8 protein-coding genes and 1 pseudogene are annotated in these 12,784 nt (G+C 45.7%); 1 reads left to right on the top strand and 8 read right to left on the bottom strand.

The genetic code is table 11. The features are described from left to right. Positions 1 to 70: 70 nt before the first annotated feature. From AC1DVJ_RS23300 to AC1DVJ_RS23265, 8 genes and pseudogenes are all read right to left on the bottom strand, one after another. Positions 71 to 371, bottom strand: a pseudogene (locus AC1DVJ_RS23300) (reverse transcriptase domain-containing protein); the annotation flags it as partial. A 217-nt stretch (positions 372 to 588) separates the two neighbouring features. Beyond that, positions 589 to 816, bottom strand: a complete 228-nt coding sequence (locus AC1DVJ_RS23295; RefSeq protein WP_028554780.1) for a hypothetical protein — start codon at positions 814 to 816, stop codon at positions 589 to 591. Between the two features lie 220 nt (positions 817 to 1,036). Continuing rightward, entirely contained in the window at positions 1,037 to 1,675 is a 639-nt protein-coding gene (locus AC1DVJ_RS23290; protein WP_477593784.1) for a cell wall hydrolase, read from the bottom strand. A 668-nt stretch (positions 1,676 to 2,343) separates the two neighbouring features. After that, entirely contained in the window at positions 2,344 to 7,992 is a 5,649-nt protein-coding gene (locus AC1DVJ_RS23285; protein WP_477593782.1) for an OmpL47-type beta-barrel domain-containing protein, read from the bottom strand. Positions 7,993 to 8,648: 656 nt separating this feature from the next. Then, positions 8,649 to 9,434, bottom strand: a complete 786-nt coding sequence (locus AC1DVJ_RS23280) for an SDR family oxidoreductase (protein WP_477593834.1) — start codon at positions 9,432 to 9,434, stop codon at positions 8,649 to 8,651. Positions 9,435 to 9,734: 300 nt separating this feature from the next. Next, complete coding sequence (locus tag AC1DVJ_RS23275) at positions 9,735 to 11,336, bottom strand: flavin monoamine oxidase family protein (protein WP_477593780.1); 1,602 nt, start codon at positions 11,334 to 11,336, stop codon at positions 9,735 to 9,737. 198 nt (positions 11,337 to 11,534) lie between these two features. After that, positions 11,535 to 11,735, bottom strand: coding sequence for a Spo0E family sporulation regulatory protein-aspartic acid phosphatase (locus tag AC1DVJ_RS23270; RefSeq protein ID WP_477593778.1), 201 nt, complete (start codon positions 11,733 to 11,735; stop codon positions 11,535 to 11,537). A 282-nt stretch (positions 11,736 to 12,017) separates the two neighbouring features. Continuing rightward, positions 12,018 to 12,209, bottom strand: a complete 192-nt coding sequence (locus AC1DVJ_RS23265; RefSeq protein WP_477593776.1) for a hypothetical protein — start codon at positions 12,207 to 12,209, stop codon at positions 12,018 to 12,020. 120 nt (positions 12,210 to 12,329) lie between these two features. Between AC1DVJ_RS23265 and AC1DVJ_RS23260 the strand changes: the two genes are divergently transcribed. Then, a partial coding sequence (locus AC1DVJ_RS23260; RefSeq protein ID WP_477593773.1) for a phage lytic cycle repressor MrpR family protein occupies positions 12,330 to 12,784 on the top strand: 455 nt, incomplete at its 3' end.

Below are 12,784 nucleotides of genomic sequence, written 5' to 3'. Positions count from 1 at the left end.
TAAATTTCCTACCTAGCTAATTCAAACCCTTCATCGTTAACTATACTTGCTCTATACTAAGATTCATCTTCACTTTAAGAAATAGCTTCTTCGTGATGAAAGGCAGTATGTTCTCTAATGCCCGCTCTGCACTCCTTCTACTTTTACAAAAGATGAGGAGATCGTCCGCGTAGCGTACGAATTTATGCCCTCTTTTTTCTAACTCTTTATCCAATTCATTCAGCATGATATTGCTCGACGATCTTACTTTGGTTCACCGTATCGAAGTATTTCTCTAAGTCCATATCCACCACATATTTGTACCCTTCACCTATATGGCTCAGGCTTTTCCTAATCGCATCGTGTGCACTTCTCTTTGGGCGAAAGCCAAAGCAGCAACGGGCTGAGGGTCTAAGATTATCATCTATCTCCATAATTTTCACTTCTCCATCATAAACAAAGCCCAAATTATAGTTTACGAAACTATTACTTACCTAGAGCTGAGCCTGTACTAAATTTCGGGGAAAACCGTCTTAAAAAAACCAGGCTTGCCAATACAACGATGCTACGAGTACTGCTTTGTTTTGTTCTTGTTTACGGAGCTTAAATCTAAACGTACTGCTCCGGTAAAGCTTTAATAATCTCTTCATATTTTAGTGCAATAGTAATTTCCAAAATATGAACTGGATTTTGATGAGCGTAGGCTAACAGCAGTTCTTTATTGAATTCGTCATCGTTCATTTTCAAGCTTTTTCGGATTAACTCCATCATTGCTTTTTGACTTCTCGTATTCAATTGCTCAATTTTCTCCACAGCCAATTCAATTTCACTCTCCATAGTAGCGCTCCTAATTCAGATTCGTTTAAGTTCTAACATAGTAATTCGGCTTTGTTTTGTGATTTGTGGTTTGCAGCGTTTTATATTTCGTAGAGACGAGTAACACCCTCGAATCTGCCTTATCAGATTTCTTTTCTCAATCCAGGTAATCCTTATATTTTCATGCCATTAAAAATAAGAAAAGCCGCGATTTACGCGACTTTTGTCATTGTATTTACTCTTAAAAGGTAAATACATGATTACCAATGGTAATCTTGGTGGACCTTTTTTTGCTCCAAGATGACTTGGTAATATCAGGATTGTAATAAAATAGTGCCCCATTTGTTGGATCCAAACCATTCAAAGCAGCTTTTGCTGCGCGGTAGGCTGATAAATTTGGTTTAAGGTTAAACTGCCCATCATCAACGGCTGAAAATTGACCTGGTTGATGAATAACCTCAGTGATGGAGTCAGGAAATTCTTTGGACTGAACTCGATTAAGAACGACGGCACCCACGGCAACTTGTCCTAAAAAGGACTCTCCTCGGGCTTCGGAATGAATTATTCGTGCCATTTCATCCATCACCGACTGCTTGGGTGAAATCGTATTTTTTAGTTTAGACAGAGTTAAAGAATCAGCTTCACCATCAACTGACAAGCCATAGCTGGCTTGAAATTTTTTTACCGCATTCTTAGTCTGGTTACCGTAATAACCGGTAATTCCTGTTTTAAAGTAACCGAGAGCGCTTAATCGTTCTTGCAAATCCAGTACTTGGTCACTTTGTGTGCCCTGTCCTAACGACTGAGCACCGACCGGCACGGCCATCCCCATTACACCAAGGGAACAGACACAGATAAGAGCTTGTAGTTTCTTCTTCATGTTTCAAGATAACCTCCTCTTCCTTTTCGCACTGCACATGGAAACGAATGCAGCATTACAAATTTAGGGGTGTTGATCCGACTCAAGATGTCGCTTGCCTTACACGCTCGAAATGTAGTGAACAGCACCAAGCTGTCCCTATAGACTTCGGGAGAAACACCAATTAAGGGTCGCAAATCACCAAATAACGACTGAATCTCCATCGTCGGGCAGGCATATCCTAAAGAGAAAGATTAGCTCATTCGAAACGAAAACGGATGCATCGGTATCCGCTGTTCCACTATCGTTCTTCCGTTAACGCAATCACTTCTTGAATATTTTTGGGTTTTTAACCCTCATTGAAATTACCTCTCCGCAATCTAAGCAAATGGTAAGAATAAGAGGAACACCTAGGCTAAAGAGCTTATTTTTGGGATGAACATTACCTTCGCCTCTTGTTTCACCTTCACCAAAATTAATTCCACCACAGTTAATACAAGGTCTCATTAATCAAAATCCTTTCAAAAAAATATTGAGCTTATTATATTTCTTTCGTTAATTTCCTCCTCAACCTTGGTGGTTAAACTCTCGTTATCCGTTAGAGTTTAATTACTTATTGCAATTTTTGCTGGTAAAAAACAAGACTGCTTTGATTCTCAAAGCAGTCTTGTTGAAGTTTTTCCGATATTTTATTTGTTAAGTTGCTGAACATATTTCGCATCTCGGAGCAAGAAATTCGATGCGTCACTAGAAATGTGCTTTCCGCTTTGCGCTTGCAGTTCATTGATAAAACTGCTCAGATCACCACTAGCCAATTTGGCTTGCAAGCTTTTCGCAATACCGGCATTGTCAATTCCTTTATTCTGAGCAAATCGCTCGACTAGGTCTTTGAGAGATTCCATATTAGCCGTAGTTCGGAACGTCACGGTTTGGTTCTGCACGTTTCCGGCCACATCGCTCGCAGTAATGGTTAACGTATGGGTGTCGAGTTTCAAAGTGTAAAGCGGAATAGCTACACCTTGCTGCAAGTTTTGGCCGTCCAGAGTTACTACGGTTTTTGAGCCGTCTACTCCAGACGAGCTATCTGATACCGTAAACTGCGGAATCAAGTCGACGGAGTCGTTATAGCTGTCCTCAATGGGCGGCGATACCGTAATGATAGGTGCGGTATTGTCCAAGCTGAAGCGAATCGATTTCACCGACTCCTCATTCCCCACATTATCCGTTGAACGATAGCTAAGGGTAAAGTTACCGTCTTTGCTAAATGTAATCGGAAGCGTATAGGGATTCCAGACCACTCCGCCGTCTAGACTGTACACCGTCTTCGCCACGCCGGACAAATTGTCCTTGGCGTTGAGACTTACCGTCAAAGGATGCACATACCATCCGTTTAAGCCGTCCGGTTCGGACGGTGCAACTGCAGCAGTCGTTGTCGGCGCCACGTCATCAGAAGGTTTCACGGAGGCGTCTACTCGCACGTTGTGCAGCATGACGGTGTTATTGGTACCCGTGTTGCCGTATTCGTAAGAGGAGTTGCCAGAGTTGTTAATGCGGATGCCGAAGCCGCCGAGAATGTTGTTACCCAAAGCGCCGGTATCATCCGTCCACGAGATGTCAACCGAATTAGGCAGATTTTGTTCGGTTTGCAGCGGCGTCTTCTCGGACAGCGTCGAGGCTTGTACGCGAAGGGTGCTGCCCGTTACGGAAACGGTAATGGTGCTCTTTGGCATAAACGCGACTGTCTTTAGGGGCTCGCTCAACGGTGTCTGATTGGTGCCCTCATATTTATACAGCGTCCATATCGTAGCGTTAGAGCCGCCGGCAGCGGTACGTTCTACGCGCAGGCCGTATCCCTTGCGGGTCGCCGGATCGTATTTAACGTAGATATCCATGAAGTGGCCGTTGCCGCCGAAGCCCTGGCCCTCTACCTTACTTGTGGAGTAGTTCAGGTTTAGCGACATATCGCCGTAGCTGCCGGGTTGACCGAACACGAATCTGGTGTTCGTACCGTTGGAATTGCTCTGAAGGCCCCAAATCTTATCCGTGCCGTTGCTACCGATACCCCATCCCCACGGCACTCCTATACCGCTCACGCGGTCAAAGAACCATCTGCCCTTCGTGGTGGTATTGTCTTCATTGGTAAAATACAAATTCTTAAAGTCGGTATACAACGACGTTTCCGTTACGTCGGCCGCCGTGACCGCACGCTGGGTGTATACCGTGACGGGGGCGCCGGCGGAGCTGAACTCATACTTCGGTATGATAACGGCGCGCAGGTAGTAACCTACGTCGAACTTATTAAGAGTGTAGTTTTTATACGGATCGTCTACGAAGAATTCGTTAGCGTCATTGCGCATCGTGCCGATATGAATGCCGTTCGTAGTATCGGGCCCCGTCTCGCGGTACCATTCGATGACGGAGGTATCCTTGTATCCGAGCTGATCCAGCGTGTAGCTGAGCGTCGCAAGGTTCTCGCTGATATCGATCGCGGGCTCCTTAACCACGGGCGCGGGGACGGCCGTCGGGCGGATGTACAGCGTCGCGCCGGCCGAGATACCGCTCGGAAGCGTGCCCGTCACAATCGTCTTAACGATAGCGCCGGTATTGTTGGGCTTGGCGGTCAGCGTAATTACGCCAGTCGCCGCGTCGACTGTGCCGTTCAAAAGACTCGTATCGTACGACCAAACGGTATTTTTTACGTCGACGGAATCCGCCGGACCCGGGGCGGGAGTCAAAACGGCCCTGTTGGTGTTGTCTGCTTTGTCGGAATACATGATTTTACCCGTTGCGCCGACTAAGAATCGGTATGGCAGGTTGGCGTAAGATGCCCACTCAGCGTTGTACTGGCCTTTAGGGTCCCAACCGTCTTTACCCTTTAAGAGGTTATACACGTTGTATTCCTCGCCGACCTTAAAGGCTTCAAGGGCGTTTCCTTTAAGCGTGACGGAAGTTTGCGGCTGGGACGAGCTGATTACGAGCGGCGTTTTTCCTTCGCCGATTGTGTTGTTCGACACAAAGTGGCGGGCGTCCTCGCGTACCACGTTTTCCCACTCGACAGATTCGATACGGCCGGTGAACTCGGTATCGATGATGGCGAAGATACCGTTCGCATTAGGGCCGATTGCGTTGGACTGCTTAGCAAGGTAAAGATCCGTACTAGTCATTTGCGGCATGCCGATGATTTTGCTGCCCAACAGGACGTTGATGCCTCCGTTACCAGCGCCGCTGACGGACGGGTGATTGCCGAAGAAGTGGAAGGTACTGTTCTCGTACACATTGACACCGCCGGCGAAAATGGAGTCGTCGGTTAATTGGAAAAAGCTGTCTAAGAAATACGCGCGGGCGGGCGCAAGGCCAACCATCATGTTCAAATAGCCGACGAACCGCGTGTTTTTAAAGTACAGCTTGTCGGGCGCGCCCGTGCCGTTGGCTCGCGTTAAAACCTCGGCATGGTTTTTGGAGTCTATGCGCTTATTCATATTTTGCGACGGATCACGCGGATAAACCAAATCCTCCTGCGCGTAGTTTGCGATTGTGACATTCTCGCCGTGGAAGCCCGAAGAGATGCCAAACGAATACCAACTGCCGGTCGCGCCTAGGCCGGTCGCGCCCCCCTCGCCACGGTTTCCGCTGATGATTGCGTCTGAAGCATCCTCGGTAAGGCCGATGAAAGAGATGTTTTCGCCCAAAATGCTGAGGCCGATATTCGGACCTGCAATCACGCCGCCTTCCTTATACGTCAAATCCGTCCAGTACACGCCGGGGGCAACGTACACCGTCGTGCCCGCGGGCAGCGTCAGCTCGCGTTGGTTTGCGGACAGAGTTCCCAAGGTCTGCAGCGTCGCCGCAACGTAAGGGCTTTCAAGTTCTTCAGCCGAGGCGTAGGCGTTCAGCAGGCGATGCGTCTCGTCCACCTGGACCCACTTTGCGTGCAGCACCACGGAACCGGCCACCTTTTCGTTCAAAAAGTCCCACATATGGACACTGGTGTTTTTATCCGTGTACCAACCCACAAATACCCAACCGTCCTTTTCAGGACGCGCAGGAACCGTGATTGCGTCGCCGACACGCACGCGTTGCGGATCAACCGCGCTACCGCCGTCGGTGTCAAAAATTACTAACAGATTATCGCCGTTTATCGCATAGATATCAGACCACTCACTTTCTCCGAAGGAATTGACCGCTTTTATCCTAAAGGCATATGTTGTGTCCTCGCTGTCGGCCTGTGCCAAAATGGCTTTCAAGTTGGCGAATTGGTCTATCTTTTGGGTGATAAAGGTGTTTGGCCTGGAACTCGCTTGAACGGTTCCAATTGTTTCCCAATTGTTACTTCCCTTATCCCACTGAATTTCATAGTGGTCTGTCGAAACATCTTTGGAAACCCAATTGATTGTAAAGGTATCTTTGTAGACAACAATCTTGCCGGGATCAGGTATAAATGACGTAGGCCCACCGAAAGCAGAACGAGCTTCGTCGTTGATTTTGACGCTTGAAATTGCAGGAGCCGCGGGAGCCGAATCGGGAGCCAGTGCAGGCATTGCGCCGGTATAGGTCTCAATCTCGTTTCTCAAAGCTTCCACTTGTTCCGGGGTTTCTGTTGGCCATACGCCACTACGGTTTGGCCTGAAAGACCAATCCAATTGCGCAGAGGGGGTTGTGGTCATAGTCGGATTCGTAGTGGTTGAACCTGCAGCAACAACAACGCCAATGTCCAGCTTCGGGTCAAAGTGCTTTCGAGAAGCCTCGTCAAGAACATTTGGCTGAAGGCTTAGAGCAGCATCCCTGAGGTTTTGAAGATCTGTCTCTGTAAGACCGGTCATATAATCTGAGGAGCGTCTAAAACCATCTACACTATTAGGGAAGTCGCCTTCAGTTACATTCTCTCTTGCGATGATAAAGCCGGGAGCGTCTCCAAAGAAATGGTTATATCCACTTCCAGTGGTAGAATCAATGGGATCATTCCCCCTCGCATGACCCTGGCGGCTTCTAAGGAATGGGAAGTTGACGTTGTCAAAGATATTGCCTTCCGCCCATATGGTTGCATTGTGGGCCGCGCCAATACCATAACCCGTATTTCTATCTAAGAGAGTATTATGATACGTATGCCCCTGAATACCATCATACAGGTTGTTAAACACGTGAATCCTGCCGTTGCGCACACGGGGGGTCCTTTCCTCCGAGCCCAAGAACCAGTTGTGGTCTAAGGTGCCATAGTGAGCGCTTATTGAAGTGGTGCCGCCGCCAATCAGCAAGACCTTGCTGCTACCGGCATATTTATTGTAAGAAACTGTGTAGTTTCTTGCGTGGTTCGTTATGTCTGTCGCGCCGTCACCCTTTGCCTGGTCAGGGTCTTGATTCAGGGCGAGATACTTGTTCTGCCCGTATCCAAATGTACAGTTATGCACCCATACATTGGAAGCCCTTATGGTCGTATTGGCACCGTTAATCTCTATGGCGTCGTCATACCATTGGTCGAACCTGAGGTTGTTGAATACCACATTGTGGGCGCCGCTGGTGCTTATGCCCCAGCCAAAGATCGTCGCGTCAGGGCCAATACCTTCGATGGTTACATTGCCGTTGCCTTGGCCGACCTGAATCATACGGTTACTGTTTAACCACGTAGGTCCTACCGTGCCGGAGTTGGCAACGGTTGAGTTGACCGTTTCAAAAGAGCCGACAGTACCTAAGAAGCGAATGACAAGAGGCGTTCTCGCATTTGCAGTAGATCCTCTGCCTTCTGAAAATACATTCGAGGGTAGGGTTTCCATCATATTTTCATGGGTTACATAGATTATTTTAGCATTGGGATCCACTCTGCCATCCGGCAAATATCCGCCTGTGGCCCCATCGATAGCAAGAGTGTGGCTTCCTTCGAAAGTATTTGCGTTGGAAGGTACAAACGCTGCGCCATTTCGCGGGAAAGAGCGAGTTTTAAGATCGGTGAATGTGTGAAGAACCGTCGTGCCGTCTGCCGCCCTGACTTGGATTTCGTATTCTCCTCTGGGAAGGCCGGGAATATCCACACGCCAGGTGTTGCGGGAAGGATCTACCTTGCGGACAAGCTGGGTGTCCACTTCTTTCCAGTCCACAAGCCAGCCTGTGATTGAACTGTTATCTCTCCAGTCATTAGCGCCCAAAGTACGGACGTAAGCCCGGTATCCGACGTCGGATTTACCTGTCCAAGTGGCATTCGCAGTTTCAAACCAAGTGCCTGCGCGCGCAGTACCTGTGGGTGCAGGTACATCGACACCTGTCGTGGCAAACCCGATTGTCGGGAACATACTAAGCACAAGAAAAAAGCTGATCAGAATGTTGACTACTCTCTTTACTACATTCATACATACACCTCTTATCATTAATATTTGAAGGCTGCGCTTCACACCCGCAATACTAAATGCTTGTAAACATCAGAAAGGTACTTGCCCGTTTCTTCAATGAAAGCCTGTTCGTATAAAGCCTCCCTGCATTCGATTCTTACAATCTTGTCAATAACCAATAACGAGCAATTGCACCCCCTTCTTAGCTGCAAATGCGGTCGGCATAGCTAAAACTGTACCAATTGTAAGCGTTAACACTAAAATTCGAAGTGACCTTTTCAATTTGCATGCGCTCCTTTTAGTTGGAAAGTGGTTGTATCCCCTTGTCTATATTATCGCAAGCAACGTAATATTTCTCTTCGTCTATCTCTATTTTCCTTAAAAACTATTCATATTTTTCACTAAAATCATGTATAATAAATTGGATTTGACTAGAAATTGAAGAAACGATATCCTTGCTTTCGTCCATTGCTTTGTTTTTCAAATCAGATGATAGGTTTAGCATTTACTAGAATAGGTCATCATTTTACTAGAGTGATAGATTCCGAATCTTACGAAATATAATTAATCTGCCCGTCCCTGCACAGGCTGGGATCCCATAAAACAAATAAGCCGCGATTTACGCGGCTTTTAATGAGATAATGTTCTTATCACCCGACAACAAATGCAATATATCGTTATAGCAGCGATTCGGCGCCGTCAATGAACAGCTCCGTGCCAGTGATATGGCTCGAAACGTCCGAGGCAAGGAAAGCTACCAGGTCGGCCACCTGCTCCGGTTGGCCTGGCGCGTGTTCCAAAGGTTGGTTACCTTGCGGATACTTGACCGGAATTTTGATTTTCTCGAGCTCTGGCGTCGGCTGCGTATTTTCTCCAATATTTGTCTTGATCGACCCTGGGCAGATGGCGTTGACGCGTATCTTGTACTGGGCCAGTTCCAATGCGGCCATTTTGGCGAATGCCACTTGCCCTGCCTTAGATGTGCTATAGGCCGTCATCCCGAACCCGGAGAAGGAGCGGCTTCCGTTAATAGAACTCGTGATGACGATGCTCCCGCCACTCTCTTTCATATGAGGAATCGCATGTTTAACGCATAGGAACGTCCCCTTTAAATTGACGAAGAGCGTACGATCCCAATCCTCAGGCTTCATGTCTTCGATCGGCGCTAAAACCCCATTGATGCCGGCATTGGCAAAGACAACATTCAGCCGCCCCCAGGTCTTTACCGTCTGCTCGAACGCCTCCTCAACCCGGTTCGGATCGGAGATGTCGACGTCGATCGTGATAGCCTGGCCGCCTGCTGATTCTATATCTTGTTTCGTCTGCTCTCGCCGGTCGTCCTTCAAATCCGCTAGGCATACTTTCATCCCTTGCTGCGCCAGCATTACGGCGGCAGCCCGTCCAATACCGGATCCTGCTCCGGTGATCAATGCGACCTTATCCTTCAAATCCGGCAGTAGCATACTCGGTTTTTGTATCGTTTTCAAGTTTGTGTGGTTTCACCCCTAACCCTGTATTGTATTGATGGTTTGAAAAAGAATCCATGCTTGGTTTGCCCGACCAGGGTGAAAAATATGTAAAAGTTGTAAACAATTCTAAATCTTCGACTTGCTTAACTGCCCGTTACTTGAATGAACAAAAAAAGAGCTGCCGATGAGGCAAGCTCGTTCACTATCTTTATCCGTTAGCTTTACGATAAAATCCTTGAATCATGACTGACCCCTGGCGAATTCAGAGGTCATCCGATTACAAGCGGTCTCGAATTATATGTATGAATTGGCTTTTAGATCAGCCAAGATCTCTACGGCTGCCCGTTGGCCGGTTTCGACTGCGCCATTCATATACCCTTGAAAATCAATAGATGTATGCTCTCCTGCGAAAAAACAATTACCTTCGCGTTCACGCTCGATACCTGCGAACTGCGTATATTGTCCCACTTTCCAATAGGAGTAAGAGCCTTTGGTCCACTTGTAGCCGGCCCAGTAATCGAGTGTCGTCTTGCCGTTCCATTTTGCAGTACTGCCAGGTAAAACAGACTCGATTTGCGTCAAAAATTTATTTGCATATTGTGCAATATTTCCATCTCCAAAATTGTCTCCAAAATTCCCTCCGGTGTAGTTTACCAAGATGCCGGATGCCCCTGCCTGAGTAAGAGAAGCATCCCAAGTATTTTGGTAGCCCGTATCCGCAAAAGTTTCGCCTGAACACCCTTGCGTCTCCCAGAAGCGATCCGTAAATTGCACATGAAGCTTGGAGTTGGTGCCCATTCCTTGTTGCCGTATTGCGGTTTGTTTTAGATCTCGAAATCCTGCTTTTGAAAAGTCCACGCTTGAGCGAAGTATCGAGAACGGAACAGTCAAAATCACCTTATCGGCGATAACATCGTGAACACCACTGTTTGTTTGAAAGGTCAATGTATAGGAATCGTTGCTGTTTAATTTAATGGCAATGAGTTCTTTACCCAAGTTGATCTGATTTGGAAGTCTTGAGGAAAGTGCAGAGGCAAGCTGATCATTTCCACCCCGGATATGAAACTTCTCGTTCGAAGGACCGAATAAACGTAATTGCCCTTGGCCTCTATACCCTAGAAGATATAGTAGATTTAAGGCGCTTTGACTGCTGGATTCTCCTCCATACTCAATCGTGTAGGCGATGTCAAGCAGCTTACCTAGCTTAGAAGATGTACCCCCAGGAACATTCTGACTCAGCCAATCTAATACCGAGATGCTGTCCAGCTCTAGTCCACGCTGTGTATACGAGTTATACAACGTCGGATAGCCTGCTTCCGAAATATCTTTATGTAAAGCTTGCCAAATCTGTTTGATGTCATTCGTAGCCTCGGCATAGGTATATGGGGTTCCATTAAAATAGTAAAGCGCCTCCGTGCCTTTTTTCTGTGCTTGAAACAGATTATCAAGCATAAGCCCCATTTCCTGAGCTAAGTGTTTCATTTCATTATGGCCAGTATCGATTAATTCACCACCCTGCTCCACAATCTGGTCATTGGCAAAATCTCCTCGGCGAGTCCAACATCTCCCCCCAACGCGGCCAGATGCTTCATAAAGATCTGCTATGTAACCGGACTTCTTCAGGTAATAAGCTGCCGTTAATCCGGCCAAGCCTGCTCCAACGATTGCAATTCTTGGAGTTGCGGCACTTTGGCCGGGGGGAGATCCAAACGCCCTTTGAACTAAGAGGTTTGGAAAAGATAATGCCAAACCTACTGCGCCTGCTTGTTTCATAAATTGACGCCGGCTGATCTTTTTATCCAGAAACTCAACGGTTTCGCAGGATGGAGTTGTTGAATCCTGTCCTGCTCTTGAAATGATTTCTTTTAATTGATCAATTATCGGCAAATGTCCCAAATGCTCACCCTCCAATAGGCTGTAGTTTTACTTTGACCTTATGAGTAATTATATAGGGGTAAACTTAAAATGATTGTCGAATCTTCATTGGCGGGATGGTTTCAGGATACGCGGTTCCGTCATTCCCATCATTGGTTGTCTCGTGCCAGAACGTATACTTATTTAATCTAAAAAAGTAACGTTAATATGGCGTATTTCCTAATATGTAACTACTATCTTCTCATATTGCTCGATTACTCGTACTGTATCCACTTTTAGCTTCTGATATAAAGAGATGTATCTATCCAATTCGTGGCTAATTGCAACTACATTTTCATTTGTAAGACTGTTTTGTACTAATGCTTCTTGAACCATTTGAAGACGCACTGTTTCGATTTTTTCTAAGAGGAATTGCTCCATTTCACTTATCTCCGTTTCTGTTCAAAAAGTCGACAAAGATATTATAAAACAGACGGATACAATAAGGTTGTTACTATTTGTCGAATATCTAAAATAATATTTTAAAAAAATCGTTTACTCTTGATTTTATGTTTCAAACTATTTTGTCATATCGCTAATAGCCTCAATTCTTTCCACAACCCATTTTGAGGAAATAGGCTACCGAGTGAATTCTTCGGTAGCCTCCTTAGATATGAATGTTGAACTAAAGTTTTCGTTAGCTGAGTCGATTGAAGAAATTTCTCAATTAATATCTCCTATATAAAAGACATCTGGTATTTTATCATTTGCGATTTCAAATATATAATGAATCAATCCTTTTGGGAAAAACCTATATTCATCAAGACTTATTACTGGAATCCACTCAATCCCAATGCAGTCCTCATCTGGAGCTATTCCATTTCCGACATTTTGCGCATCTATTATGTCACGCAAATTAGTTAAAACAGATACATATTTGTTTATTTTGTGCCTCTATTATAAGAAAGACAAGTGTTATAAAATATAACAAGCCGTAATAAACATTACCAAAACTGAGGAGATGAATTTGCATTCATGAGAAACTTAACATTAGAAAAACTGAAATTCATCGAAAGCCAATGCGTTAATCCACAAGATGCAATCATCATCAGTTTATTAATAGAAGGCGTTGACATTAGCGAACTTGTAGGTTTAAAACAAGATTCCCTTGATCTAAAAAATCGTATACTTACAATTAAAGACTGTTATGGAAAACAGAGAAAAATGGTAATTTCAGATAGATGTGTTGAACTTTTTCAAAGTGCCGTAAAGCAGTCTACATACATTTTGAATAGTGGATTTAACCAAAGTAAACAACGTACAGTCAGTTTGAAATACAGCGATTATCTTATTAAGGTATGTTTGGAAGATTACATAGCTAATGAAAGTATGATCACCGAGATAGATTCCGTTATTAAGAGGGCCGTTTATATGAGACTTAACAGATTAGCAGAATTGTATGCCTTCGATGAATTACCTCAATTATCAAC

The sequence above is a fragment of the Paenibacillus sp. P4_A9 genome (genome assembly GCF_056402415.1).
Note: the sequence above shows the minus strand (reverse complement) of the source record. Positions and strands in the feature narration are given on the sequence as shown.